The following is a 25,042-nucleotide window of genomic DNA, read 5'->3' as shown; positions in this document are numbered from 1 at the left end:
GGCCCCCTTCGTGTGTGCCGGGTCAGTCGATGGACGGCTTCTCGCGGCGTTCCTGGGCGGGGACGCCGGCTCCGGACGCGCCGCCGTTGCCGGAACCGCCGCCGATGCCACCGAAGTTGCCCATGGCGCCGGAGAGGCCCTTGAGGGCGTCGCCGATTTCGCTGGGGACGATCCAGAGCTTGTTGGCGTCGCCCTCGGCGATCTTGGGGAGCATCTGGAGGTACTGGTAGGAGAGGAGCTTCTGGTCCGGGTCGCCGGCGTGGATGGCCTCGAAGACCGTGCGGACGGCCTGGGCCTCGCCCTCGGCGCGCAGGGCTGCGGCCTTGGCCTCACCCTCGGCGCGCAGGATCTGGGACTGCTTCTCGCCTTCGGCGCGCAGGATCTCGGACTGCCGGACACCTTCGGCCTGGAGGATCGCGGCGCGCTTGTCGCGGTCGGCGCGCATCTGCTTCTCCATCGAGTCCTGGATGGAGGTGGGCGGTTCGATCGCCTTGAGTTCGACGCGGTTGACGCGGATGCCCCACTTGCCGGTTGCCTCGTCGAGGACGCCGCGCAGGGCCGCGTTGATCTCCTCGCGGGAGGTCAGGGTGCGCTCCAGGTCCATGCCACCGATGATGTTGCGGAGCGTGGTGACAGTGAGCTGCTCGATGGCCTGGATGTAGCTGGCGACTTCGTAGGTCGCGGCCCGCGCGTCGGTCACCTGGTAGTAGATGACGGTGTCGATGTTCACGACCAGGTTGTCCTGGGTGATCACCGGCTGCGGCGGGAAGGGCACGACCTGCTCACGCAGGTCGATGCGGTTGCGGATGGTGTCGATGAACGGGACCACGATGTTGAGGCCAGCGTTGAGTGTCCGCGTGTAGCGCCCGAAGCGCTCGACGATGGCCGCGCTGGCCTGTGGGATGACTTGGATCGTCTTGATCAGGGCGATGAAGACCAACACCACCAGAATGATCAGGACGATGATGACCGGTTCCATCGTCGTTCCCCGTACCCTTCTCCGCCTCGGCGACTTCGGCAGATCCTATGGTTGTCGAAGATCTTGCTGGTCGAGTCTGACAGACCGTCGCGTAGCTGGCGAGGAGTTCACTCCAGTTACGTCCTGCGAGGTCACATGACGATCGCGGTGGCTCCCTCGATGTCCACGACATCCACTTCCTGGCCTGCTTCGTAAGCGCGGTCGCTGTCGAGGGCGCGGGCCGACCAGACCTCGCCTGCCAGCTTGATCCTGCCGCCAGAGGCGTCGACGCGTTCCAGGACGACGGCTTGTCTTCCCTTCAACGCGTCCACACCGGTGGCGAGTTGGGGCCGCTGAGCGCGGTGCCGGTTCGCGATCGGCCGTACGACGGCGATGCCCGCGGTCGAGATGACGGCGAAGACCGCGACCTGGGCGACGGCGCCGCCGCCGAAGACGCCGGTGACCACCGCCGCGGCGGCGGCGCCCACCGCCAGCATCGCGAGTTCGGGCATCGCGGTCACCACGAGCGCGATGCCGAGCGCTGCCGCGCCGATCAGCCACCACAGCCATGCGTCGATTTCCACATGGTCATGGTAGGTCCGCGGGCCCGGTCACCGACAGGGCGCCCGTGGTGTGAAATCCCGTTCTCACCCCGGGATTTGAGTGGTGGTCTGGCGGGCTCAGGAGAGGGGGAGCCCCTGCGCGGTCCAGCGCTCGCCGGACTGTTCGACGACGAGCGGGAGGCCGAAGCAGAGGGAGAGGTTGCGGGAGGTGAGTTCGAGCTCCAGCGGGCCGGCGGCGAGGACCTTGCCCTGGCGGATCATGAGGACGTGGGTGAAGCCCGGGGGGATCTCCTCGACGTGGTGGGTGACCATGAGCATCGAGGGGGCGATCGGGTCGAGGGCGAGGCGTCCGAGGCGGCGGACGAGGTCCTCTCGGCCACCGAGGTCGAGGCCGGCGGCGGGCTCGTCGAGCAGGAGCAGCTCGGGGTCGGTCATCAGGGCGCGGGCGATCAGGGTGCGCTTGCGCTCGCCCTCGGAGAGCGTGCCGAACCTGCGCTCCAGGTACTCGCTCATGCCGAGGCGGTCCAGGAAGGCGCGGGCGCGCTGCTCGTCGATGTCCTCGTAGTCCTCGTGCCAGGTGGCGGTCATGCCGTACGCGGCGGTCAGGACCGTCTCCAGGACCGTCTGGCGCTTGGGGAGCTTCTCGGTCATGGCGATGCCGGCCATGCCGATGCGGGGGCGCAGCTCGAAGACGTCGGTGCCGGGCCGGCCGAGGGTCTCGCCGAGGATGGCGACGGTGCCCGAGCTGGGGAAGAGGTAGGTGGAAGCGAGGTTGAGGAGGGTGGTCTTGCCGGCGCCGTTCGGGCCGAGGATGACCCAGCGCTCACCCTCCTTGACCGACCAGGAGACCTGGTCCACCAGAGCCCGGCCCTCACGGACCACGGATACGTCCTGAAGCTCCAGAACATCGCTCATGAGCGCGTTGTCTCCCCTTGCAGTGTGGCCGGTCTCGGCTGTCGCGTAAGCCTGTGGCTCGGTCCGCCGCGCCGGTGGGCGCAGCCCTCCATGAAATCTACGCCACCGGCCTACCGGGGCATTCCCTCGGTCCGGTCCTTGGAGGGTCCTAGGGTGGAGGCATGCTCTCGGAACCACGTGCTGGACGTCTCACAGCTTGGGGAAATGCCCTTTTGGCCGGACTTGTCTCGCCTGATGACGCTGCGCTCGCCGTCGTCGGCGAGGACGCGGTGCACCGGGTGGAGGGGCTCCCCGGGGAGTCGTCGCCCGTGGGGCTCACTCTGGCGCTGGGACGGCTGCGGACGCTCGGGGTGACCGGGCTGCGGGTCGCGCTGCCCGCGCCGGGGCATCCGCTGGGGCTGAGCGGGCCGCCGGAGTTCAACGCGCGGGCGCTGGAGGCCGAGGAGGCGGTGGTCTGTCACGGAGCCGCCCTCGGGCTGGTGCCGGACGTGTACGAGGCCGGACCGGTGGGTGTGCAGGTCGAGGTGGTGTGGCGTGTGCTGCCCGTGCGGGAGGCGCCGCCGGCGGATGTGCCGTCGCTCGGTGAGGCCGAACGGGAGCTGGCGGAGGCCCTGCGGGAGGCCACCCAGACGCTGACAAGGCTGGATGTGGCGGGGTCGGGGCCGGTGGCGGAGGCGGCGATCGATGCGTACCGGGCGCGGGCCGAGCGGGGGCGGGAGGTGCTGGCGCCGGGGTATCCGCCGCGGGCGGTGCGGGTGCTGGAGCTGGCGCAGCGGGTGGGGGCGCTGATCGCTGTGGCGACGGAGAGCGGGCACGGGGGCGCGGTGAGTTCGTCCGAGATCTCTGCGCGACGGGAGGCGTTGCGGCCGGTGGAGCGGACGGCGCGCAGGGCGCAGGTGGCTGCGTACAACTCCGTTGTGGAGGAGCGGGAGCGGGGGGTGCGGTGACTGCCAGTCGTGAGGTGCCCGGCGTCTTTGCTGGGGCCGGGTGCGTGCGCAGCCCGGCGGTGCTGGGTGCCCCTGCGCCCCTCCCCCGAGCGGCATGACGCCCGCGGCCAGGGGGCTTCGGATGGACCTCAGGCGACGCCGCGGAGGTCCATCCGAAGCCCCCTGAGCAGGCCGGCCTCCCAGGAGTTGCTGGGAGGCCGGTGTCACCTCCGGCTCGGAGACGGAGGTGGAGTGTCAGTGGTTGACGGCGTGGTTGCCGAAGGCCGGGTTCAGGATGCCCACGACGTTCACGCTGTTGCCGGACACGTTGACCGGGACGTGCACCGGGGCCTGGACGACGTTGCCCGAGCCGACACCCGGGGAGCCCACGGCCTGGCCGTCGGCGTGCGCGCTGGTGGCGGAGGCCATGCCCGCGCCGGCGGCCAGCAGGCCACCCGTCACCATCGTCACGGCCGCTGCCTTCTTCAGGTTCTTCACTTCTGAGCCCTCCTTGCGATTGCCGCGGCAGGCGCCGCAGCACGCACTGGAGAACGGCGGAGATCCATCGAGGTTGCGCCATCCGAGGGACGTTCCCACGACAGTATGAATCTCGGTCCGGAGCGCAACCTTCCGTGTTGCCCCGGGGCGTGTCAGCCAGTCACTCCGTGGCGAACAGCCCACAGGGCGGCCTGTGTCCGGTCGGCCAGGTCGAGTTTCATCAGGATGTTCGACACGTGGGTCTTGACGGTCTTCTCGGAGAGGACGAGCGCGCGGGCGATCTCCCGGTTGGAGCGGCCGTCCGCGATGAGGCCGAGCACCTCGCGCTCCCGCTCGGTCAGCGAACCGGCCCTTCCGGTGCCCGAGTTGGTCTCCTCCTGGGCCAGCAGGGCGCCGGCGACCTCCGGCTGGAGGAGGATGTGCCCGGCGTGGACCGAGCGGATGGCTCCGGCGAGGGCGTCGGGGTCGACGTCCTTGTAGACGTACCCGGCGGCGCCGGCGCGCAGGGCCGGGACCACCGTGCGCTGCTCGGTGAAGCTGGTGACGACCAGCACGCGCGCGGGGTTGTCCAGCTCTCGGAGTCTGCGCAGGGCGTCGACGCCGTCCATGCCCGGCATCTTGACGTCCATGAGGATGACGTCGGGCTTCAACTCCTCGGCGCGGTCGACTCCTTCGGCACCGTCCGCCGCCTCGCCGACGACCTCGATGTCGTCCTGCACTTCGAGGAAGGTGCGCAGGCCCCGGCGGACGACCTGGTGGTCGTCGACGAGCAGCACCCTGATTGCGTCAGCCACCGGGGACCTCCATCTCGATCACGGTGCCCTTGCCGGGCGCCGATTCCACGGTCAGCGTGCCGCCGGCGCCGCTCGCCCGGTCCCTCATGGAGACCAGGCCCAGATGGCGTCCCGCGTGGCGGACCGCCGTCGGGTCGAATCCGCCGCCGTCGTCCGTGACCCTCAGGACGGCTCCGCTGCCGCTGCGGTCCAGGGTCACGTCGACGTGGTCGGCGCCGGAGTGGCGCAGGGCGTTGTGCAGGGCCTCCTGGGCGACGCGCAGGAGGGCCTCCTCCTGGGAGGCGGGCAGGGCCTTCACCCCGTGACCGGCGAAGGTGACGCACGCGCTGTGGGCCCGGTCGAGGACCTGGATCTGCGTCCGCAGGGTGGCCACGAGGCCGTCCTCGTCGAGGGCGGCGGGGCGCAACTCGACGACCGCCGCGCGCAGTTCGTCTGCGGCCTCGGCGGCCAGGGCGGCCACCTGCTGGAGTTCACCCTTGGCGCGGGAAGGGTCGCGGTCCACCAGGCGGGCCGCGGCCTGGGCGGTCAGGCGGAGGGAGAACAGCTTCTGGCTGACCGCGTCGTGCAGTTCGTGGGCGAGGCGGGAGCGCTCCTCGGCGATGGTCAGTTCCCGGCTGCGCTCGTAGAGGCGGGCGTTGGTGAGGGCGATCGCCGCGTGCTGGGCGAGGATGCCGAGCAGTTCCTCGTCGTCCGCCGTGAAGCCACAGCTTCCTTCCGGCTCGGGGCACGGCGGGTGTGGGGGTTCTCCGCCCACAGGACGCAGCTTGTTGGCGAGGAAGAGGGCGCCGATGACCTCGTCGCCGTCACGGATCGGCAGGCCCAGGAAGTCGACCAGGTCCGGGTGGGCCTTCGGCCAGCCCTCGAAGCGAGGGTCCTTGCGGACGTCCGCGAGGCGCTCGGACCTGGCCTCGCGCAGCATCGCGGCGAGGATGCCGTGCTGGCGCGGGAGGGGGCCGATGGCCTTCCACTCCTCCTCGCTGACACCGTCGACGACGAACTGGGCGAAACCGCCGTGGTCGTCCGGGACGCCGAGCGCGGCGTACTGCGCGTCGAGCAGTTCGCGGGCCGAGGCGACGATCGTCTTGAGGACGTCGCGCACCTCGAGATGCCTGCTCATGGCCAGCAACGCGGAACTCACCGCGGCGAGGCCGGACCGGGGGCCGTGACTCATGTCCTCACGGTACCGGCGGGCTGTGACAGCGCGGATCGGGCCGGTGGCGGCGGGCGCCCGGTCCGGTGGACCTAGGTCGCGGGGCCGAGACGGCCGGATGCCGGATGCAGGACCGGGGGCGCCGGGCCCGTGGCGTAGGGCGAAGGGACCCGGTGTATTGCGGCCCGCGTCCGAGGCGGCCCGGGCGGCCGCGTTCCTAGGTTTGGGGCACGCGATCACGACGAGGGAGCAGATCATGCCGGTTGCGATCATCACCGGGGCGTCGAAGGGTCTGGGCCGGGCACTGGCCGAGGCCCTGGCAGGGCGGGGCTGGGACCTGGTGCTCGACGCCAGAGGTGCCGGGGCGCTGGCGGACACGGCCGAGGTCGTCTCCGCGTACGGCACGCGCGTCCGCCCTGCCCGGGGACGTCGCGGACGCCGCGCACCGGGCGGAGCTGGTGTCGGCGGCCTGGCGGCTGGGCGGGGTAGACCTGCTGGTGCACAACGCCGGCGCGCTGGACGCCGAGCCACTGGTCAGGCTGGAGGAGCTGCCCCTGGAGGGGTTGCGCCGGGCGCTGGAGGTGAACCTGGTGGCGGGGCTCGGCCTGGTCCAGGAGGCGTTGCCGCTGCTGCGGGCTTCGCAGGCGGGCACCGTGGTCGCGGTCGGTTCGGACGCGGCCGTCGAGGCCTACGAGACCTGGGGCGGCTACGGGGCGTCCAAGGCGGCCCTGGAGCATCTGCAGGCCGTGCTCGCCGTGGAGGAGCCGGCGCTGAGGATCTGGGCGGTGGACCCCGGGGACATGGCCACGGACCTGTACGCGGCGGCCGTACCGGAGGACCGGGAGCGGAGGCCGGAGCCGGCGGCTGTGGTGCCGGGGTTCCTGCGGCTGCTGGACGAGCGTCGGGTGAGCGGGCGGTACCTGGCTCCGGCTCTGCTGGACGGGGCCCGATGACACTGGCGGTGCGGGTGCCGGAGGAGCTGTCGGCCCGGGTACCCGTCGAGCAGCGGCGGCCCGGGCTGGAGCGGGACGCCGTACGGATGCTGGTGTCGCGCGGTGCCGAGGTGGCGCATCACACGTTCACGGAGCTGCCGCTGCTGCTGCGGGCCGGGGATCTGCTCGTGGTCAACACCTCGGCCACGCTGGCGGCGGCCGTGGACGGATGGACCGGGCACGCGCGCGTGGTGGTGCATTTCTCCACGCGCGGGGACGACGGGCGCTGGGCGGTGGAGCTGCGGGAGCCCGACGGGCGGGGCACCACGCGCGCGCGTGCGGGTGGGCCCGCGGGGAGGGAGGTGGGTCTGCCGGGGGGCGTACGGCTCGTTCTGGAGGAGCCGCTGACCGGGGGCAGCGAGCGGCTGTGGTGGGCTCGGGTGTCCGGGCCGGGGGTGCCGGGGTTGTTGCGGGAGTACGGGCGGCCCGTTCGCTATGCCTACACGGAGCGGGACCAGCCGCTGTCCGTGTACCAGACGGTGTTCGCGCTGCCGTCGGCGGACGGGGCGGGCAGTGCGGAGATGCCGAGCGCGGCGCGGCCCTTCACGGCCCGGCTGGTGGCGGAGCTGGTGAGCCGGGAGGTGCAGTTCGCGCCGGTCACGCTGCACACGGGGGTGGCCTCGGCGGAGGCGCACGAGCCGCCGTACCCGGAGCGCTTCGCGGTGCCGGAGGCGTCGGCGCGGCTGATCAACGCCGCCAAGGGCGGTGGGGGCCGGGTCGTGGCGGTCGGGACGACGGCGGTGCGGGCCGTGGAATCGGCGGTGGGCGGGGACGGGGCCGTACGCGCGTGTGCGGGGTGGACGGATCTCGTCGTCACGCCGGAGCGCGGGGTGCGGGTGGTGGACGGGCTGCTGACCGGGCTGCACGAGCCGGAGGCCTCGCATCTGCTGATGCTGGAGGCGGTTGCGGGGCGCGAGGCGATCCAGCGGGGGTACGAGGCCGCGCTCCAGGGCCGGTACCTGTGGCACGAGTTCGGGGACGTGCACCTCGTGCTGCCCTGAAAGGGCCTCACACAGAGCATCGCTCGTGCAACTGGCCGTGAGACTGATCTAGGGGCGGTGTGAGCCCCCGCATAGGACCCACGTCACGTACGAAGGGACGTAGGAGACAAAGCCGCCCCTATTGAGCGGCACATACGGTCCAGTCTGCCCCGATTTGCCCCTCCCTGATCCACTACCTCCTTTCGTACGTCACACCTTTGCCACGCCATTTTGCGGCCGCTAAGAATTGCTGACGTCGCTCAGCGCCGTGGGTTCACCTCCGCGGCGTTTGTGTCGGAAACACACCGAGTCCAACGCCGGACGCCGAGCGACTCCCGCGCTATTCGAAGAGGTCCACAGCAGCATGCCCAAGAACATCTTCAGCCGTGTTCAGAGTCGCAGCCTGACCCGTCACCACAAGATCGCCATGGCCGGTGTCGCCACCCTCGGCGCCGCCGCCATCGGGTTCTCCGCGGTGCCGAGCGGCGCCTCGACCAAGACCACGACCGAGGCCGCTCAGCCGGCTGCGGTGGCGTACAGCACCGAGCAGATCAAGGACGTCAAGGCGAGCGTCACGGACCAGATGGCCGGCGCCAGCCTGAAGGCGGAGCAGATCGCGGCCAAGAAGAAGGCCGACGCCGCGGCCGCCGCCAAGAAGAAGGCTGCCGCCGAGGCGGCGAAGAAGAAGGCCGAGGCCGCGCGCAAGGCCAAGGAGGCCGCGAGCCGCGACGCCAAGCGCGCCCAGGCCAAGAAGGCCGCCGTCAAGAGCTACCCGAACAACCTCGACGGCTGGATCCGCGAGTCGCTCGCCATCCTGAAGAAGCACGACATCCCGGCGTCCTACGACGGCATCCACCGCAACATCATGCGGGAGTCCTCGGGTAACCCGAAGGCGATCAACAACTGGGACATCAACGCCATCAACGGCATCCCGTCGAAGGGGCTGCTGCAGGTCATCCCGCCGACCTTCAAGCACTGGCACGTCCCCGGCACCTCCTGGGACATCTACGACCCGGTCGCCAACATCACCGCCGCCTGCAACTACGCGGCCGACAAGTACGGCTCCATGGACAACGTCGACAGCGCGTACTGAGGCTGGCGCGGACCTCTGCTCGCTGTACGAACGCCGAAGGGCGGCACCCTGCTGACGGGGTGCCGCCCTTCGGGCGTCGTACGGCGGTGACTACTTGCGCATGACCTCGGGCTCGTGGCGGCGCAGGAAGCGGGCCACGAAGAAGCCGCAGATCACGCCGAGGACGAGGAGCGCGCCCATGTCCATGGCCCAGGCCCCGACCGTGTGCTCCCACAGCGGGTCGGTGTCGCCGGCCGTCTCGGGCGGGCTGATCTTGTTGAAGTCCAGCGTGGCACCGGAGGCGGCGACCGCCCAGCGCGACGGCATCAGGAACGAGAACTGGTTGACGCCGATCGAGCCGTGCAGCGTGAACAGGCAGCCGGTGAAGACGACCTGGATGATGGCGAACATCACCAGCAGCGGCATGGTCTTCTCGGCGGTCTTCACCAGCGAGGAGATGATCAGGCCGAACATCATCGAGGTGAAGCCCAGCGCCATGATCGGGATGGAGAGCTCGACGAGGGTTGCGCTGCCGAGGACCAGACCCTCCTCGGGGATCTCGCGGCTGGAGAAGCCGATGACGCCGACCAGCAGGCCCTGGAGCACGGTGATCATGCCGAGCACGAACACCTTCGACATCAGGTACGCCGAGCGGGACAGGCCGGTCGCCCGCTCCCGCTCGTAGATGACGCGTTCCTTGATCAGTTCTCGGACCGAGTTCGCCGCGCCCGCGAAGCAGGCGCCGACCGCGAGGATCAGCAGAACGGTGGTGGCCGTGCCGTTCGGGATGATCCGGCCGGTCTGCGGGTTGGCCGGGTTGGGCAGCAGGCCCTTGTCGGCGTCGATGAGCAGGCTGACCGCGCCGAGCACGGCCGGCAGGATCACCATCAGGGCGAGGAAGCCCTTGTCGGACGCGATCACCGAGACGTAGCGCCGGACGAGCGTGACGAACTGGGACATCCAGCCCTGCGGCTTCGGCGGCTTCATCGCCTGCATCTGCGGAACCTGTACGGACTGCGGCGCAACGGCGTCGATGTCCGCGGCGTACATCTGGTAGTGCTGCGAGCCCTTCCAGCGGCCCGCCCAGTCGTAGTCGCGGTAGTTCTCGAAGGCGGAGAAGACATCGGCCCAGGTGTCGTAGCCGAAGAAGTTCAGCGCCTCCTCGGGCGGGCCGAAGTAGGCGACCGAGCCGCCCGGTGCCATCACCAGCAGCTTGTCGCAGATCGCCAGCTCGGCCACCGAGTGGGTGACGACCAGGACCGTGCGGCCGTCGTCGGCCAGGCCGCGCAGCAACTGCATGACGTCGCGGTCCATGCCCGGGTCGAGGCCGGAGGTCGGCTCGTCCAGGAAGATCAGCGAGGGCTTGGTGAGCAGCTCCAGGGCGACCGAGACGCGCTTGCGCTGGCCGCCGGAGAGGGACGTGACCTTCTTGTCCTTGTGGATGTCGAGCTTGAGCTCGCGCAGCACCTCGTCGATGCGGGCCTCGCGCTCGGCGGCCGTGGTGTCGGCCGGGAAGCGCAGCTTGGCCGCGTACTTGAGGGCCTTCTTGACGGTCAGCTCCTTGTGCAGGATGTCGTCCTGCGGGACCAGACCGATGCGCTGGCGCAGCTCGGCGAACTGCTTGTAGAGGTTCCGGTTGTCGTACAGCACCTCGCCCTGGTTGGCGGGGCGGTAGCCGGTGAGCGCCTTGAGCAGGGTCGACTTGCCGGAGCCGGACGGGCCGATGACCGCGATCAGCGACTTCTCCGGAACACCGAAGGAGACGTCCTTGAGGATCTGCTTGCCGCCGTCGACCGTGACGGTCAGATGGCGGGCGGAGAAGGACACCTCACCGGTGTCGACGAACTCCTCGAGCCGGTCGCCGACGATGCGGAACGTCGAATGGCCGACGCCGACGACGTCGGTCGGGCCGAGCAGCTGCGAACCGCCCTTGGCGATGGGCTGGCCGTTGACGTACGTGCCGTTGTGCGAGCCGAGGTCCCGGATCTCCATGCGGCCGTCGGGCGTGGCGTGGAACTCGGCGTGGTTCCGGGAGACCTGCAGGTCGGAGACGACCAGTTCGTTCTCCAGGGCACGGCCGATGCGCATCACGCGGCCGAGGGAGAACTGGTGGAACGTGGTCGGGCTGCGGTCGCCGTGGACCGGCGGTGCCCCCGCGACACCGCCGGGGCCCTGCTGCTGCGGGATGGGTGCCGCGGCCTGCGGCTGCTGCCAGCCGGCCTGGGGGGCCTGCTGCTGCGGCGGCGGCTGGGCCGGAGTCTGCTGGCCCCAGCCGGGGTTCGCGCCCTGCGCGGCGTACGGCTGCTGGGGCTGGGCCTGCGGCGTGGCGACGGAGGCCGCGGCGCCGGACAGGTTCAGGCGCGGGCCGTCGGTGGCGTTGCCCAGGTTGACGGCCGAGCCGGGACCGAGCTCCATCTGATGGATCCGCTGTCCCTGCACGAACGTGCCGTTGGTGCTGCCGTGGTCCTCGATGACCCAACTGCGGCCGTTGAAGCTGACCGTGGCGTGACGCCAGGAGACCCTGGCGTCGTCGAAGACGACGTCCCCCTGCGGATCACGTCCGAGGGTGTATGCCCTGGACGCGTCAAGCGTCCAGGTACGTCCGTTTGATTCCAGTACGAGTTCCGGCACTCCATGCCCCACTGAGTTGTCCCCCGAGTTATCCCCCGACATGGGGAGTCTAGGGATGTCGAACATCGGGGGGAACTATTTCAGGAGCGGCCCCCTGACCGAAAGTCGGGCCTTGTGAAGACCGCGTTCGGACGCTTCGGCCGATTCCGTTGACGGGGTTGAAACCGGGCCGGAGAGTGGTATTTCGACGCGAGGGGGACACGCATGGTGTCCCTGCCGCGCAGCGGATCGGGGGGTCTGCCATGGGTGCCGGAGCAGAGGCCGGGACGGCGAGGGACGACGCGCGCGTGCCGTGGGGGGACGTGCTGATGTCCGCCGTGGCCGCAGTGAGCTGGGCGTTGATCGGGATGGCGGGGACGGCGGCGCTGGGCCTGCGGCTGCTGGAGGCGGACACGGCGGGCTCGTTGGGGCCGATGACCGCGGCGGTGGTGGCCCTCGGGGCGGGTGGTTCGGTCACGCCGTCCGGTGATGTGTCGGCGTTCGGCCTCACGGGTGTGGAGGCGGACACGGCCGTCGAGATCACGCCACTGGGGGTGAGCCTGGTCGGGGCGATTCTGCTGTCGTGGTTCTTCCTGCGGTCCTTGCGGGCGGCGGGAGTTGTGATCTCGCGGGCCGAACTGCTCGCGCGGGCGGGCTCGGTGGTGGCGCTGTTCGTGGCGATGCTGGGCGGGCTGGCGTGGGCGGGGCACGACGTCATCACGATCGACGGGGGCTCGCTGGGGCTGGACGACGTGACCGGCGGGAGCGGGGGCGTCGAGATCCCGGGGCTCGGGGACATCGGGGGGCTGCTGCCGGACCGGCTCGGCGACCTGGTCGGCGCGCAGGCCGCGGTCGGCTTCTCGGTCGACACCGCCCCGACGCTGCTCGGCGGGTTCGGCTGGTCGGCCGGGATCCTGCTCGTCGCGCTGCTGGCCTCGCGCCGTACGCCGCTGCCGCGAGGCTGGGAGGCCGTGCACCGGGTCGTGCGGCCGGCCGTGTCGGCGGTGGTGGCCGTGCTGCTGGTGGCGGTGGCGGCGGGGTGCGCGGCGGCGGCGTACGCGGCGATGGGCGACGACCGTCCCGCGCGCGTCGCCGGCGCGGCGCTGCTCGGGGCGCCGAACGGGGTGTGGCTGGGCATCCCGCTCGGCCTGTTCGTGCCGTGGGACGGACGTGCGACGGGAGAAGCGACGCGGTTCCTGCCGGAACCGCTGGACGACCTGCTCGGTGCCGGGGCCGGCCGGCCGGTGACGCTGGGACGGCTGGCGGAGCTGGACGGGCGGGTGTGGCTGCTGGCGGTGGCGGCGGCGTTGATGATGCTGCTGGCGGGCGTGCTGACGGGGGTGCGGACTCCGGTCGGAGGGGAGGCAGGTGCCGTTGGTTTCGCGGGCCGGTGCGGGCTGCGGCTGGGGGTGGCGACCGCGCTCGCCCTGCCGCTGCAGGCCTGGCTGTCGGACGTCTCGGTGACCGCCTCCCTGTCCGTACTCGGCTTCGACGCCTTCGGCGCGGGCATCGAACTGCACGGCGACCTGGGCCTGGCCTTGCTGCTGGGCGCGGTCTGGGGTGCCGGGGCCGGGGCCGTGGGGGCGTTGCTCGCGTGGGGGTGCGGGGCGGCGGGGCGGCGGGCTGCGGCGTTGACCCGGGGGGACGGGCCGGCCGGGGCCGGTGGGGCGGGGAGCCTGCCGGGCGAGTACGGGGTGGGGCGGGGTGAGCCCCGAGCAGGTGCTCGGCAGGCCGGGTACGGGGCCGGGTACGGGGCCGGTGCCGGGCGGGAGGAGACCTGGGGCGGCCGGGGGGCGACGGGGCACGGCGAGGGGAACGGGCAGCAGGCCCGGCCGGGGGTCGGTACGAGGCGGCCTGGGGACGATGCCGGTGCCGGACAAGCCGCGATCCGGGGCGGCCCGGGCCCGACGGGACACCGCCAGGGCGGCGGACAGGCCCGGTCAGGGGCCGGGGGCGGCGACGGTGCCGGGAGGCCCGGGGTCCGGGAGGAGGAACGGGGCCGGTGGGCATCGCGCGGTGAAGGAGCCGGACCGTACGCACCGGGTACGCCGTACCGGCCGCCCGACCCGGACACCAACCCGTACCTCCGGGTGCCGGACGAGCTGCGAGAGCCGGAGGACGCCCGGCCTACCGGGGCGGAACGGCCCCTCCATGGCGCCCCCGGGCCCGAGGGCGGCACACCTGCGGGCGACGAGCCCCCCGCGCCCGGCGACGTCTACGGCGCCCCCACCGTCGTACGGCAGGTCGGGCCGCCGCCGCGTGGCCCCCGGCAGTCGCCCGGGCCGCGGAACGGGAACGGGCCGCCGCCTCCCCCGCCGCCTCCCCCGCCGCCGCGGAAGCCGCGCGGCGGGAGATGACCGGCGAGGGCGGCGGACGCCGTACCGGTACGTACCGTTCAGGCCATCGACGCGCCATGCAGTGTTCGCTGTCCGCCAGACGGACCTCAGGGGCGGCGTGCGCTGCCCGCCGGATACGGTGGAACCACCATGAGCGCTTCGCAGACCTCGTCTTCCGACGTCCCTGCCGACGTCCCCACCCTCCTTGTGAAGATCTTCGGCAAGGACAGGCCGGGCATCACCGCCGGCCTCTTCGACACCCTCGCCGCCTACTCCGTCGACGTCGTCGACATCGAGCAGGTCGTCACCCGTGGCCGAATGGTGCTGTGCGCGCTCGTGACCGAGCCGCCCCCCGGGCTCGAGGGAGACCTCCGGGCGACCGTCCACAGCTGGGCCGAGTCGATGAGGATGCAGGCGGAGATCATCTCCGGCCTGGGCGACAACCGGCCGCGCGGGCTGGGCCGCTCCCTGGTCACCGTGCTCGGGCATCCGCTCACTGCCGAGGCGACGGCCGCCATCGCCTCGCGGATCACGAAGACCGGCGGCAACATCGACCGTATCTTCCGGCTCGCCAAGTACCCGGTGACCGCCGTCGAGTTCGCCGTCTCCGGCGTGGAGACCGAACCGCTGCGCACCGCCCTGGTGACGGACGCGGCGCGGCTCGGCATCGACGTGGCGGTCGTCGCCGCCGGTCTGTACCGGCGTGCGCAGCGCCTGGTCGTCATGGACGTCGACTCGACGCTCATCCAGGACGAGGTCATCGAGCTGTTCGCCGCACACGCCGGCTGCGAGGACAAGGTCGCCGAGGTGACGGCGGCCGCGATGCGCGGGGAGCTGGACTTCGAGCAGTCGTTGCACGCGCGCGTGGCCTTGCTGGAGGGGCTGGACGCCTCGGTCGTGGACAAGGTGCGCAGCGACGTGCGGCTGACGCCGGGCGCCCGCACCCTGATCCGTACGCTGAAGCGGCTCGGTTACCAAGTCGGTGTCGTCTCGGGTGGATTCACCCAGGTCACCGACGATCTGAAGGAACGGCTCGGGCTGGACTTCGCCCACGCCAACACCCTGGAGATCGTCGACGGCAGGCTGACCGGCAAGGTCACCGGCGAGATCGTGGACCGCGCGGGCAAGGCCCGGCTGCTGCGCCGGTTCGCCGCGGAGGCGGGTGTGCCGCTGTCGCAGACGGTGGCGATCGGTGACGGCGCCAACGATCTGGACATGCTGAACGCGGCCGGTCTCGGTGTCGCCTTCAACGCCAAGCCGGTGGTGCGGGAGGCCGCGCACGCCGCGGTGAACTTCCCCTTCCTCGACACGGTCCTGTACCTGCTGGGCGTCACGCGCGAAGAGGTCGAGGCGGCGGACACCCTCGACATCGTCTGAACCGGCCAGGAGGGGCCCGGCACCGCACCGGCGCCGGGCCCCTGTCAGGTGGAGATCGTCACTCGGCCGGCGCCCAGTAGTCCCGCAGCGTGGCCGTGCCCGGTTCCAGGCTCTTCCACGTGCCGCCGAACGACAGCACGGCGAAGGCGGCGGCCGGGAACCCGCGGCGGGTCATCCGCTCCCGGGCGTCGTCCTCGCCCGAGCCCGCCAGGACGTCGGCGAGGCCCTGGATGCCCGGATTGTGTCCGACCATGAGGATGTTCTGCGCGTCGTCCGGGCTCTCGTTGAGCAGGGCGATCAGCTCGCCCGGCGAGGCCTCGTAGATCCGCTCCTCGTAGACGGTTTTCGGCCGCTGCGGGAACTCCTGGACGGCGAGCTTCCAGGTCTCCCGGGTCCGGACCGCGGTGGAGCACAGGGCCAGGTCGAAGGCGATACCGGTGTCGGTCAGCCTGCGCCCGGCCTCCGCCGCCTCCATGCGGCCCCGGTCGGCGAGCGGACGCTCGTGATCGTTCACCTGCGGCCAGTCGGCTTTCGCATGACGGAAGAGGACAATCCTGCGGGATTCTGCGACGCTCATGAGATCCAGCTTCGCATGAAACACGCCATCGGGCGCAGGGAGTTGACCACCGGCTTCGGCCGTGATCAGCGGGCTATCAGCTGCTGCACACGCTCGAGGAGGTGGGGGATGGCAGGGTCGCCGCTGGCCGCGTGCGCCTCGGACGGGTTCAGGATGAGGGCGAGCAGCGCGGTGAAGGCGAGCACGGGCAGGGCGAGGGCCCACCAGGGCAGCCGGCCGGCGGCACCGGCCCGGGTCGCCGGGTGGGGCCGGGTGTGCGTGGGGGCCGACATGGGTGCCTCCGCTCTTCGAGTGGTCGGTGACCGTCTCGCGGTCACACACTTGAAGTTACGGAATCCGCGGCTGCCGCCCCATCCGGTGACCCACCCACTTGACCCTGACCCTCACCCCCTAGGGGACAGGGGGGCCAGCCCCACCATGGGCCGCGTGTGCGCCGGTCACGGCGAGGCGATGGTCGCGATGACGGCGATGACGATGAAGATCGCGAAGAAGGCGCCGAACACGAGCAGCAACTTCTTCTGACCGTGCTGGGGATTCGGGTCGAGCGCTGGCATGGGGCAAGTCTCCCACCCGCGGTGCACGCCGGACGCCCGGGGTGGCTCCCGGCCCCCTGGGCGGGTCTCAGCGGGCGGCCTCGTCCTCCACCGTGCGGTCGCGGCCGGCCAGGAAGCCGACGGCCATCTGCGGGATCATCAGGGCGCTCATCAGCGCGATCGGCAGGCCCCAGCCGCCGCTGTGCTGGTAGAGAACGCCCACCAGGAGCGGGCCGGGAATGGAGATGAGGTAGCCGGTGCTCTGTGCGAACGCCGACAGCTGGGCCACGCCCGTGCCGGTCCTGGCCCGCATGCCGACCATGGTCAGGGCGAGCGGGAAGGCGCAGTTGGCGACGCCGAGCAGCAGGGCCCAGGCCCAGGCGCCGGCGGCGGGCGCGAGGTACAGCCCGGCGTAACCGGTGAGGCCGCAGACACCCAGGGCGAGCACTATCGGGCCCTGGTGGGGCAGCCGGGTGGCCAGGCGGGGTATGACGAAGGCCAGGGGCACGCCCATCACCATGGTGACCGCCAGCAGCAGGCCCGCGGTGCCGGCGGGGACACCGGCGTCCCGGAAGATCTGCGCCATCCAGCCCATGGTGATGTAGGCGGCGGTGGCCTGGAGCCCGAAGAAGACGGCCAGCGCCCAGGCGGTACGGCTCCGGGCGATCCGCAGCCGGGGCGCCTCCACGCGCGCGTGCTCCGTCGAAGTGGGGGCCGGTGTCCCCGTCGCCGTTGCCCGGTCCGCCATGGGCGCGTCGCCACCGGGCGCCGCCTCGGCAGCGTTCTCCCCCGCCCCGGGCGGCGTCACGTGCCCCCGGACGAAGGGCAGCCACGGCAGGACGGCCGCCGCGGCGAGCCCCGCCCACAGGGCCAGGCCCGTCTGCCAGCCGCCTCCGAGGGTGTCGGTCAGGGGGACCGTCACCGCGGCCGCGAGGGCCGTGCCGAGGGCGAGGGCCATCGAGTACAGGCCGGTCATGGAACCCACGCGGTCGGGGAACCGGTGTTTGACGATGACCGGCATCAGGACGTTGCTGACCGCGATGCCCATGAGAGCCAGGGCGCTGCCGGCCAGGAAGCCGGCTGTGCCGCCGGCGTAGGGCCGTATCAGCAGACCGGTGGCGATGGCGGCCATGCCGGCGCACACCACGGCACCCGCCCCGAAGCGGCGGGCGAGCCTCGGGGCCATGACGCCGAAGACGGCGAAGCACAGCGGCGGCACGGAGGTCAGCAGCCCGGCCACGCTGCCGCTCATGCCGAGCCCGTCGCGGACCTCCTCCAGGAGGGCGCCGAGGCTGGTGATGGCGGGGCGGAGGTTCAGCGCGGCCAGCACGATGCCGAGGACGAGCAGCCGCGTCGGCCATGCCCGCGCGGACGCGCCACCCGGTTTCCCGGTGTCGTGCGCGGCCGAGCTGCGTACGGTCGGGGGCGGCATCGTCCGGGATTCCTCACTAGGCATGAGACCCATCATAGAATCATAGGATGATTGACTGTCGAGTCTTCGGCTGCCCTCCGGCGCCCCGGTCGTGCGAAGGTGAGCCATGCCTCTGAGTCATCCCCGTCGCTCGGCCCTGTCCGAGCAGGTCATCGCCGCGCTGCGGGCCCAGATCACCTCGGGCGAGTGGCCGGTCGGCTCCCGTATCCCGACCGAGCCGGAACTGGTCGAGCAGCTGGGTGTCGCCCGCAACACGGTCCGGGAGGCCGTCCGCGCCCTGTCGCACAACGGTCTGCTGGACATCCGGCAGGGTTCCGGCACGTACGTCGTGGCGACGAGCGAGCTGGCGGGCGTGATGCAGCGGCGGTTCGCCGAAGCAGATCCCCGGCACATCGCCGAGCTGCGCTCCACGCTGGAGTCGGCCGCAGCCCGGCTGGCCGCCGGGCGGCGTACGGAGAAGGACCTCAAACAGCTCGACGCGCTGCTGCTGCGGCGCGAGGAGGCCTGGGAGTCGGGCGACAAGGAGGCGTTCGTGACCGCGGACGCCACATTCCACCTGGCCGTCGTGTCCGCCTCCCACAACGACGTGATGACGGCCATGTACGCGGACCTGGGCGAGGTGCTGCGGGACTGGCTGCGCGAGGACGTCGGCGAGAAGCTGACCCCGGAGACGTACATGGACCACGGGCGGCTGCTCGAGGCGATCCGCGTGGGCGAGGCGGACACGGCCGCGGCGGAGGCGGCCCGCTACCCGTTCCTGTGCCGCCCGGGCGGGATCAGCTCTCCCGCCGGTGACTGATCCACACGTCGCCGACCTCTTTCCAGCACCGCCCCGTCAGCCGCACGGTCTGCGCGGGCCCGGCCGCCACCGGTGCGCTGTCGGTGTCGATGTCCCACCAGCGGGCGCACTCGACGTGCAGGCTCACACGGTCGGTCACCGGGTAGGGGTTGTGGCAGTACGCGGTCACCTTGGAGCCGGTCACGCGGATCCGGCACGCGGCGCCGAAGGGCTCCGCGGACGCGTTCTCGCCGGCGGGCACGCGCGCGCCGGGCACCGCCTCGTACGCCAGGGTCAGCACCAGCGCGGCGGCGACGGACAGTGAGGCCGTTCGGCGGGACAAGCGCACAAGGGGACCTCCTCGGCCGTACTGGGGAGGGACTCGGGTGGTGAACGCGTACTCCAGAGTGCCCAGTTGCGGGCCTCCCCCGCCCGGCCGGCTGAGCCGAACGGGTGACGCCCCGCTTCCCGCGCGCTGCGGGAAACGGGGCGTCGGCGGCACAGGGGCGGTCAGGCTCCGATGGCGTGCAGACCACCGTCGACGTGGACGATCTCGCCCGTGGTCTTCGGGAACCAGTCACTCAGCAGGGCGACGACACCGCGGCCGGCCGGCTCGGGGTCCTTCAGGTCCCACTCCAGCGGGGAGCGGGAGTCCCACACGGAGGCGAGCTCGCCGAAGCCCGGGATGGACTTGGCGGCCATCGAGCCGAGCGGGCCGGCCGAGACCAGGTTGCAGCGGATGTTCTGCTTGCCCAGGTCGCGGGCCATGTAGCGGCTGGTGGCCTCCAGGGCGGCCTTGGCCGGGCCCATCCAGTCGTACTGCGGCCAGGCGAACTGCGCGTCGAACGTCAGACCGACGACGGAGCCGCCGTTCTGCATCAGCGGCAGGCAGGCCATGGTGAGCGACTTCAGGGAGTACGCCGAGACGTGCATGGCCGTGGCGACCGACTCGAACGGCGTGTTGAGGAAGTTGCCGCCGAGGGCGTCCTGCGGGGCGAAGCCGATGGAGTGGACGACCCCGTCGAGGCCGCCGAGCTCCTCGCCGACGATGTCGGCGAGCCGGCCGAGGTGCTCGTCGTTCGTCACGTCGAGCTCGATGACCTTGGTGGGCTTGGGCAGCTTCTTGGCGATGCGCTCGGTCAGCGTGGGCCGCGGGAACGCCGTGAGGATGATCTCGGCGCCCTGCTCCTGGGCCAGCTTGGCGGTGTGAAAGGCGATGGAGGACTCCGTCAGCACACCCGTGATCAGGATGCGCTTGCCCTCGAGAATTCCGCTCATGGTGATCAGTGACCCATTCCCAGTCCGCCGTCAACGGGGATGACGGCTCCAGTGATGTACGAGGCGTCGTCCGAGGCGAGGAACCGCACCGTCGCGGCGATCTCCTCCGGCTGTGCGTACCGGCCGAGCGGGACCTGCGACACGATGCCGGAGCGCTGCTCGTCGGTGAGCACCTTGGTCATGTCGGTGTCGACGAAGCCGGGCGCGACGACGTTGAAGGTGATGTTGCGCGAGCCCAGCTCACGGGCGAGGGAGCGCGCGAAGCCGACCAGGGCGGCCTTGGAGGCGGCGTAGTTCGCCTGCCCCGCCGAGCCGAGCAGTCCGACCACTGAGGAGATGAGCACGACGCGGCCCTTCTTGGCGCGCAGCATGCCCCGGTTGGCACGCTTGACGACGCGGAAGGTGCCGGTGAGGTTGGTGTCGATGACCGAGGTGAAGTCCTCCTCGGACATGCGCATCAGGAGCTGGTCCTTGGTGACGCCGGCGTTGGCGACGAGAACCTCGACGGGGCCGTGGGCCTCCTCGATCTCCTTGTAGGCCTGCTCCACCTGCTCGGTGTCGGTGATGTCGCACTTGACGGCCAGGCAGCCCAGGTCCGTCAGGGCGGCCGGCGGCTCACCCGAGCGGTATGTGATGGCGACCTTGTCGCCGGCATCGGCGAAAGCGCGGGCGATGGCGAGGCCGATGCCCCGGTTGCCTCCGGTGACGAGAACCGAGCGGCTCAACGGATCACCCTTTCGATAGCGGTCTGATGCCCGCCCGGCCGCCTGGACGACAGGCGGTGATGACAGGCGGCTTCCTCGAAAACCTATCGGTCCGGGCAGGCCCGCGGACAATCGGGCACCGACAGTGGCGTACGGGAGTCGCTGTCGGATCCCTACAGAAAGCCGCGGGTCCGGCTCCGGAAACTCATGGCCCGCGCGCGGGATGGACGACATGATCGGAGCAGTCAGACGCACGGCAACCACGGTCACCTCGACAGAAAGAGACGGCGGTGCCTCATACCATCGACGAGGCCTTCACGGCCCTCCCCCTGCGCGCCCTCGCCGACGCGGCCCTCGCACGCGCGCGTGCGCTGGGCGCCGAGCACGCGGACTTCCGGTTCGAGCGGGTGCGGGGCGCCTCCTGGCGGTTCCGGGACGCCAGGCCCGCCGGGTCGTCGGACACCACCGACCTCGGCTACGCGGTGCGGGTGGTGCACGGCGGTACGTGGGGTTTCGCGTCCGGCGTCGACCTCACCATGGACGCCGCCGCCCGGGTCGCCGGGCAGGCGGTGGCGATGGCCAGGCTGTCCGCCCAGGTGATCAAGGCGGCCGGGTCGGACGAGCGGGTGGAGCTGGCCGGGGAGCCGGTGCACGCCGAGAAGACGTGGATCTCGTCGTACGAGATCGACCCCTTCACGGTGCCCGACGAGGAGAAGGCCGGGCTGATCGCGGAGTGGAGCGCGCGGCTGCTGGCCGCCGACGGGGTCGACCATGTCGACTCCTCGCTGCTCACGGTCCACGAGAACAAGTTCTACGCCGACACGGCCGGGACCGTGACCACGCAGCAGCGGGTGCGGCTGCACCCGGTGTTCAACGCCGTCTCGGTGGACGAGTCGAGCGGCGAGTTCGACTCGATGCGCACCCTCGCGCCGCCGGTGGGACGCGGCTGGGAGTACCTGACGGGCACCGGCTGGGACTGGGAGGGCGAGCTGGAGCGGATCCCGGAACTGCTCGCCGAGAAGATGCGCGCGCCGAGCGTGGAGCCGGGTCTGTACGACCTGGTCGTCGACCCGTCCAACCTGTGGCTGACCATCCACGAGTCCATCGGGCACGCCACCGAGCTCGACCGGGCGCTCGGCTACGAGGCCGCCTACGCCGGCACCTCCTTCGCCACCTTCGACCAGCTGGGCAGGCTGCGCTACGGCTCGGAGCTGATGAACGTCACCGGTGACCGCACCGCCGAGCACGGCCTGGCCACCGTCGGGTACGACGACGAGGGCGTCGAGGGCCAGTCCTGGGACCTGGTCAAGGACGGCACCCTCGTCGGCTACCAGCTGGACCGGCGGATCGCGAGGCTGACGGGCTTCGAGCGGTCCAACGGCTGCGCCTACGCCGACTCCCCCGGGCACGTGCCGGTGCAGCGCATGGCCAACGTGTCGCTGCGGCCGGACCCGGCCGGGATGTCGACCGAGGACCTGATCGGGGGTGTGGAGCGCGGCGTCTACGTCGTCGGCGACCGGTCCTGGTCGATCGACATGCAGCGCTACAACTTCCAGTTCACCGGTCAGCGCTTCTACCGCATCGAGAACGGGCGGCTCGCCGGGCAGCTGCGCGACGTCGCCTACCAGGCGACGACCACCGACTTCTGGGGCTCGATGTCCGCGGTGGGCGGACCGCAGACCTACGTGCTCGGTGGCGCCTTCAACTGCGGCAAGGCCCAGCCGGGTCAGGTCGCGGCCGTCTCGCACGGCTGCCCGTCGGCCCTCTTCAAGGGCGTCAACATCCTCAATACGACCCAGGAGGCCGGTCGATGAGCGCGCGTTCCAGCAAGCCGCACGAGGTCGTCGAGCGCGCCCTCGAACTGTCCCGGGCGGACGGCTGCGTCGTCATCGCCGACGAGCAGTCCACCGCGAATCTGCGCTGGGCGGGCAACGCGCTGACCACGAACGGCGTCACCCGAGGGCGCACGCTCACCGTCGTCGCCACGGTCGACGGCAAGGAGGGCACCGCCTCCGGGGTCGTGTCACGGTCCGCCGTGACCCCCGACGAGCTGGAGCCCCTGGTGCGGGCCGCAGAGGCCGCCGCGCGCGGCGCGGCACCCGCCGAGGACGCGCAGCCGCTGGTCACGGGTGTGGCGCAGTCACCGGAGTTCACTCAGGCGCCCGCCGAGACCTCCTCCGCCGTGTTCACCGACTTCGCTCCCGCCCTCGGCGAGGCCTTCGCACGCGCGCGTGCGGGCGGCCGCGAACTGTACGGCTTCGCCAACCACGAGCTGGTGTCGTCGTACGTCGGCACGTCGACGGGTCTGCGGCTGCGGCACGACCAGCCGAACGGGACGCTGGAGCTGAACGCCAAGTCACCGGACCGGACCCGGTCCGCGTGGGCCGGGCGCTCCACGCGGGACTTCAAGGACGTCGACCCGGCGGCCCTGGACGCGGAACTGGCGGTGCGCCTGGGGTGGGCCGAGCGGCGGGTGGAGCTGCCCGCCGGGCGCTACGAGACGCTGCTGCCGCCGACGGCCGTGGCGGACCTGCTGATCTACCAGATGTGGTCGGCGTCGGGCCGGGACGCGGTCGAGGGCCGCACGGTGTTCTCCAAGCCAGGCGGCGGCACGCGGGTCGGCGAGAAGCTGACCGACCTGCCGCTGACCCTGCGCAGCGACCCGAACGAGCCGGGCCTGGAGTCGGCCCCCTTCGTGATCGCGCACTCCTCCGGGGGCGACCAGTCGGTGTTCGACAACGGGCTGCCGCTCGCGCCCACCGAGTGGATGCGCGAGGGCGAGCTGCGGCACCTGACGACGAGCAGGCACAGCGCGGGCCTGACCGGCCTGCCCGTCGCGCCGGGCATCGACAACATCGTCCTGGACGGGGGCGGGGACCGCTCCCTGGACGAGATGGTCGCGAACACCGGGCGCGGGCTGCTGCTGACCTGCCTGTGGTACATCCGCGAGGTCGACCCGGCGACGCTGCTGCTCACCGGCCTGACCCGGGACGGCGTCTACCTCGTGGAGAACGGCGAGGTGACGGGCGAGGTGAACAACTTCCGGTTCAACGAGTCGCCGGTCGGGGTGCTCGGCCGGGCCACGGAGGCGGGGCGGACCGGGAAGACGCTGCCGAGGGAGTGGAGCGACTGGTTCACCAGGGCCGCGATGCCGGCCCTGCGGGTGCCTGACTTCAATATGAGTTCTGTCAGCCAGGGCGTATAACCTCGTACCTGATTTACGAGCCCACTCGAGGAGATACGAGAACCGTGACGGACATCGTCGACGAGCTGAAGTGGCGCGGGCTGTTCGCCCTGTCCACTGACGAGGACGCTTTGCGCAAGGCGCTCGCGGACGGTCCCGTCACGTTCTATTGCGGTTTCGACCCGACAGCGCCGTCACTGCACGTGGGACATCTGGTGCAGGTACTCACCGTGCGCCGGCTCCAGCAGGCCGGTCACCGGCCGCTGGCGCTGGTCGGCGGTGCCACGGGTCTGATCGGCGACCCGCGCCCGACCGCGGAGCGCACGCTGAACGACCCGGAGACGGTCACCGGCTGGGTCGCCAAGCTGCGTGCCCAGATCGAGCCGTTCCTGGACTTCGAGGGCGAGAACGCGGCCGTCATGGTCAACAACCTCGACTGGACGGAGAACCTCTCCGCGATCGAGTTCCTCCGGGACATCGGCAAGCACTTCCGCGTCAACAAGATGCTGACGAAGGACTCCGTGGCCCGGCGCCTGGAGTCGTCCGAGGGCATCAGCTACACGGAGTTCAGCTACCAGCTCCTGCAGGGCATGGACTTCCTCCAGCTCTACCGGCGCTACGGCTGCACGCTGCAGCAGGGCGGCAGCGACCAGTGGGGCAACCTGACGGCGGGCCTGGACCTGATCCACCGCCTGGAGCCGCACGCGAACGTGCACGCGCTGGCGACACCGCTGATGACCAAGGCGGACGGCACCAAGTTCGGCAAGACCGAGGGCGGCGCCGTCTGGCTCGACCCGGAGATGACGACGCCGTACGCGTTCTACCAGTTCTGGCTGAACGTGGACGACCGGGACATCTCCCGGTACATGCGCATCCTGTCCTTCCGTTCCCGCGAGGAACTGGAGGAGCTGGAGCGGCAGACCGAGGAGCGTCCGCAGGCCCGTGCCGCGCAGCGCGCGCTGGCCGAGGAGCTGACGACGCTGGTGCACGGCGCCGACCAGACGGCCGCCGTGATCGCCGCGTCCAAGGCCCTCTTCGGGCAGGGCGAGCTGGCGGAGCTGGACGAGAGGACGCTGGCCGCGGCCCTGTCGGAGGTGCCGCACGTCCAGGTGGCCGAGCTCGGCCCGGCCGTGGACCTGTTCGCCGAGGTCGGCCTGGTGGCCAGCAAGTCGGCCGCGCGCCGCACGGTCAAGGAAGGCGGCGCCTACGTGAACAACGTCAAGGTCGCCGGCGAGGACGCGGTCCCCGCCAAGGAGGACCTGCTGCACGGCCGCTGGCTGGTGCTGCGCCGGGGCAAGAAGAACCTGGCGGCGGTCGAGGTCACGGGCGGCTGAGAGCACGGCGAAGGGGGCGGTCTCCGTTTCCGGAGGCCGCCCCCTTCGCCG

At 71.5% G+C, this 25,042-nt stretch carries 23 protein-coding genes and 1 pseudogene; 10 read left to right on the top strand and 14 right to left on the bottom strand.

What is annotated here, in order from left to right:
• Positions 1 to 22 precede the first annotated feature (22 nt).
• From ACFU3E_RS35870 to ACFU3E_RS35860, 3 genes are all read right to left on the bottom strand, one after another.
• Positions 23 to 979 (bottom strand): SPFH domain-containing protein, encoded by a 957-nt coding sequence (locus ACFU3E_RS35870; protein WP_384168194.1) that lies wholly within the window; start codon positions 977 to 979, stop codon positions 23 to 25.
• A gap of 131 nt (positions 980 to 1,110) precedes the next feature.
• Entirely contained in the window at positions 1,111 to 1,542 is a 432-nt protein-coding gene (locus ACFU3E_RS35865; protein ID WP_384168191.1) for an NfeD family protein, read from the bottom strand.
• Positions 1,543 to 1,638: 96 nt separating this feature from the next.
• The gene (locus ACFU3E_RS35860) at positions 1,639 to 2,436 is read right to left on the bottom strand and encodes an ABC transporter ATP-binding protein (RefSeq protein WP_384168188.1); all 798 of its coding nucleotides are present in this window, start codon (positions 2,434 to 2,436) and stop codon (positions 1,639 to 1,641) included.
• 161 nt (positions 2,437 to 2,597) lie between these two features.
• Between ACFU3E_RS35860 and ACFU3E_RS35855 the strand changes: the two genes are divergently transcribed.
• Positions 2,598 to 3,383, top strand: a complete 786-nt coding sequence (locus tag ACFU3E_RS35855) for a hypothetical protein (RefSeq protein ID WP_384168185.1) — start codon at positions 2,598 to 2,600, stop codon at positions 3,381 to 3,383.
• A gap of 234 nt (positions 3,384 to 3,617) precedes the next feature.
• Here ACFU3E_RS35855 and ACFU3E_RS35850 read toward each other — a convergent pair whose 3' ends face one another.
• The 3 genes from ACFU3E_RS35850 to ACFU3E_RS35840 form a co-directional block, all read right to left on the bottom strand.
• On the bottom strand, positions 3,618 to 3,860 hold the full coding sequence (locus tag ACFU3E_RS35850) for a chaplin (protein WP_384168183.1): 243 nt from the start codon (positions 3,858 to 3,860) through the stop codon (positions 3,618 to 3,620).
• A 152-nt stretch (positions 3,861 to 4,012) separates the two neighbouring features.
• Positions 4,013 to 4,654, bottom strand: coding sequence for a response regulator (locus ACFU3E_RS35845; protein WP_384168180.1), 642 nt, complete (start codon positions 4,652 to 4,654; stop codon positions 4,013 to 4,015).
• Positions 4,647 to 5,825, bottom strand: a complete 1,179-nt coding sequence (locus tag ACFU3E_RS35840; RefSeq protein WP_384168177.1) for a GAF domain-containing sensor histidine kinase — start codon at positions 5,823 to 5,825, stop codon at positions 4,647 to 4,649. The genes ACFU3E_RS35845 and ACFU3E_RS35840 overlap by 8 nt, the downstream gene beginning before the upstream one ends.
• 235 nt (positions 5,826 to 6,060) lie before the next feature.
• Here ACFU3E_RS35840 and ACFU3E_RS35835 point away from each other — a divergent pair.
• From ACFU3E_RS35835 to ACFU3E_RS35825, 3 genes and pseudogenes are all read left to right on the top strand, one after another.
• A pseudogene (locus ACFU3E_RS35835) lies at positions 6,061 to 6,757 on the top strand (SDR family NAD(P)-dependent oxidoreductase).
• A complete protein-coding gene (locus ACFU3E_RS35830; RefSeq protein WP_384168174.1) occupies positions 6,754 to 7,797 on the top strand; it encodes an S-adenosylmethionine:tRNA ribosyltransferase-isomerase in 1,044 nt (347 codons plus the stop codon). The pseudogene ACFU3E_RS35835 and the gene ACFU3E_RS35830 overlap by 4 nt, the downstream one beginning before the upstream one ends.
• Before the next feature lie 343 nt (positions 7,798 to 8,140).
• A complete protein-coding gene (locus tag ACFU3E_RS35825) occupies positions 8,141 to 8,869 on the top strand; it encodes a transglycosylase SLT domain-containing protein (protein WP_384168171.1) in 729 nt (242 codons plus the stop codon).
• Between the two features lie 90 nt (positions 8,870 to 8,959).
• On the opposite strand, the gene ACFU3E_RS35820 is transcribed toward ACFU3E_RS35825, so the two are convergent.
• Complete coding sequence (locus ACFU3E_RS35820; protein ID WP_384168168.1) at positions 8,960 to 11,479, bottom strand: FHA domain-containing protein; 2,520 nt, start codon at positions 11,477 to 11,479, stop codon at positions 8,960 to 8,962.
• A gap of 242 nt (positions 11,480 to 11,721) precedes the next feature.
• Between ACFU3E_RS35820 and ACFU3E_RS35815 the strand changes: the two genes are divergently transcribed.
• A complete protein-coding gene (locus tag ACFU3E_RS35815; protein ID WP_384168165.1) occupies positions 11,722 to 13,815 on the top strand; it encodes a streptophobe family protein in 2,094 nt (697 codons plus the stop codon).
• 129 nt (positions 13,816 to 13,944) lie between these two features.
• On the top strand, positions 13,945 to 15,171 hold the full coding sequence (gene serB / locus ACFU3E_RS35810) for a phosphoserine phosphatase SerB (RefSeq protein WP_384168162.1): 1,227 nt from the start codon (positions 13,945 to 13,947) through the stop codon (positions 15,169 to 15,171).
• A 58-nt stretch (positions 15,172 to 15,229) separates the two neighbouring features.
• Here the strand turns inward: serB and ACFU3E_RS35805 are convergent, their stop codons facing one another.
• The 4 genes from ACFU3E_RS35805 to ACFU3E_RS35790 form a co-directional block, all read right to left on the bottom strand.
• Positions 15,230 to 15,748, bottom strand: coding sequence for a SixA phosphatase family protein (locus ACFU3E_RS35805; protein WP_384168159.1), 519 nt, complete (start codon positions 15,746 to 15,748; stop codon positions 15,230 to 15,232).
• Positions 15,749 to 15,813: 65 nt separating this feature from the next.
• Positions 15,814 to 16,020, bottom strand: coding sequence for a hypothetical protein (locus ACFU3E_RS35800; RefSeq protein WP_384168157.1), 207 nt, complete (start codon positions 16,018 to 16,020; stop codon positions 15,814 to 15,816).
• Positions 16,021 to 16,185: 165 nt separating this feature from the next.
• Positions 16,186 to 16,302 (bottom strand): SGM_5486 family transporter-associated protein, encoded by a 117-nt coding sequence (locus ACFU3E_RS35795; RefSeq protein ID WP_384168154.1) that lies wholly within the window; start codon positions 16,300 to 16,302, stop codon positions 16,186 to 16,188.
• A 67-nt stretch (positions 16,303 to 16,369) separates the two neighbouring features.
• The gene (locus ACFU3E_RS35790; protein ID WP_384168151.1) at positions 16,370 to 17,749 is read right to left on the bottom strand and encodes a CynX/NimT family MFS transporter; all 1,380 of its coding nucleotides are present in this window, start codon (positions 17,747 to 17,749) and stop codon (positions 16,370 to 16,372) included.
• A 70-nt stretch (positions 17,750 to 17,819) separates the two neighbouring features.
• On the opposite strand from ACFU3E_RS35790, the gene ACFU3E_RS35785 reads away from it, so the two are divergent.
• A complete protein-coding gene (locus ACFU3E_RS35785) occupies positions 17,820 to 18,512 on the top strand; it encodes a FadR/GntR family transcriptional regulator (RefSeq protein ID WP_384168148.1) in 693 nt (230 codons plus the stop codon).
• Here the strand turns inward: ACFU3E_RS35785 and ACFU3E_RS35780 are convergent.
• From ACFU3E_RS35780 to fabG, 3 genes are all read right to left on the bottom strand, one after another.
• Positions 18,490 to 18,840: a hypothetical protein gene (locus tag ACFU3E_RS35780; protein ID WP_384168145.1), complete on the bottom strand. Its 351-nt coding sequence runs from the start codon at positions 18,838 to 18,840 to the stop codon at positions 18,490 to 18,492. The genes ACFU3E_RS35785 and ACFU3E_RS35780 overlap by 23 nt on opposite strands.
• 161 nt (positions 18,841 to 19,001) lie before the next feature.
• Entirely contained in the window at positions 19,002 to 19,769 is a 768-nt protein-coding gene (gene fabI, locus ACFU3E_RS35775; RefSeq protein ID WP_248501591.1) for an enoyl-ACP reductase FabI, read from the bottom strand.
• Between the two features lie 5 nt (positions 19,770 to 19,774).
• On the bottom strand, positions 19,775 to 20,494 hold the full coding sequence (gene fabG / locus ACFU3E_RS35770) for a 3-oxoacyl-[acyl-carrier-protein] reductase (protein WP_384168142.1): 720 nt from the start codon (positions 20,492 to 20,494) through the stop codon (positions 19,775 to 19,777).
• A 269-nt stretch (positions 20,495 to 20,763) separates the two neighbouring features.
• Between fabG and ACFU3E_RS35765 the strand changes: the two genes are divergently transcribed.
• Genes ACFU3E_RS35765 through tyrS form a run of 3 tightly spaced genes read left to right on the top strand, consistent with a single transcriptional unit; the run spans position 20,764 to position 24,991 of the window.
• Positions 20,764 to 22,287: a TldD/PmbA family protein gene (locus ACFU3E_RS35765; protein WP_384168139.1), complete on the top strand. Its 1,524-nt coding sequence runs from the start codon at positions 20,764 to 20,766 to the stop codon at positions 22,285 to 22,287.
• Entirely contained in the window at positions 22,284 to 23,678 is a 1,395-nt protein-coding gene (locus ACFU3E_RS35760; RefSeq protein WP_384168136.1) for a metallopeptidase TldD-related protein, read from the top strand. The genes ACFU3E_RS35765 and ACFU3E_RS35760 overlap by 4 nt, the downstream gene beginning before the upstream one ends.
• Before the next feature lie 44 nt (positions 23,679 to 23,722).
• A complete protein-coding gene (gene tyrS / locus ACFU3E_RS35755) occupies positions 23,723 to 24,991 on the top strand; it encodes a tyrosine--tRNA ligase (RefSeq protein ID WP_384168133.1) in 1,269 nt (422 codons plus the stop codon).
• The last annotated feature ends 51 nt before the right edge of the window (positions 24,992 to 25,042 follow it).

The sequence above is a fragment of the Streptomyces sp. NPDC057424 genome (assembly GCF_042803315.1).
Taxonomy (GTDB): Bacteria; Actinomycetota; Actinomycetes; order Streptomycetales; family Streptomycetaceae; genus Streptomyces.
Note: the sequence above shows the minus strand (reverse complement) of the source record. Positions and strands in the feature narration are given on the sequence as shown.

Bases quoted from the DNA above. Each gene is read 5' to 3' on its own strand.
- ACFU3E_RS35870 (WP_384168194.1), bottom strand. From the start codon at position 979: ATGGAACCGGTCATCATCGTCCTGATCATTCTGGTGGTGTTGGTCTTC.
- ACFU3E_RS35860 (WP_384168188.1), bottom strand. From the start codon at position 2,436: ATGAGCGATGTTCTGGAGCTTCAGGACGTATCCGTGGTCCGTGAGGGC.
- ACFU3E_RS35855 (WP_384168185.1), top strand. From the start codon at position 2,598: ATGCTCTCGGAACCACGTGCTGGACGTCTCACAGCTTGGGGAAATGCC.
- ACFU3E_RS35840 (WP_384168177.1), bottom strand. From the start codon at position 5,825: ATGAGTCACGGCCCCCGGTCCGGCCTCGCCGCGGTGAGTTCCGCGTTG.
- ACFU3E_RS35830 (WP_384168174.1), top strand. From the start codon at position 6,754: ATGACACTGGCGGTGCGGGTGCCGGAGGAGCTGTCGGCCCGGGTACCC.
- ACFU3E_RS35825 (WP_384168171.1), top strand. From the start codon at position 8,141: ATGCCCAAGAACATCTTCAGCCGTGTTCAGAGTCGCAGCCTGACCCGT.
- ACFU3E_RS35815 (WP_384168165.1), top strand. From the start codon at position 11,722: ATGGGTGCCGGAGCAGAGGCCGGGACGGCGAGGGACGACGCGCGCGTG.
- serB (WP_384168162.1), top strand. From the start codon at position 13,945: ATGAGCGCTTCGCAGACCTCGTCTTCCGACGTCCCTGCCGACGTCCCC.
- ACFU3E_RS35805 (WP_384168159.1), bottom strand. From the start codon at position 15,748: ATGAGCGTCGCAGAATCCCGCAGGATTGTCCTCTTCCGTCATGCGAAA.
- ACFU3E_RS35800 (WP_384168157.1), bottom strand. From the start codon at position 16,020: ATGTCGGCCCCCACGCACACCCGGCCCCACCCGGCGACCCGGGCCGGT.
- ACFU3E_RS35795 (WP_384168154.1), bottom strand. From the start codon at position 16,302: ATGCCAGCGCTCGACCCGAATCCCCAGCACGGTCAGAAGAAGTTGCTG.
- ACFU3E_RS35790 (WP_384168151.1), bottom strand. From the start codon at position 17,749: ATGATGGGTCTCATGCCTAGTGAGGAATCCCGGACGATGCCGCCCCCG.
- ACFU3E_RS35785 (WP_384168148.1), top strand. From the start codon at position 17,820: ATGCCTCTGAGTCATCCCCGTCGCTCGGCCCTGTCCGAGCAGGTCATC.
- fabI (WP_248501591.1), bottom strand. From the start codon at position 19,769: ATGAGCGGAATTCTCGAGGGCAAGCGCATCCTGATCACGGGTGTGCTG.
- ACFU3E_RS35760 (WP_384168136.1), top strand. From the start codon at position 22,284: ATGAGCGCGCGTTCCAGCAAGCCGCACGAGGTCGTCGAGCGCGCCCTC.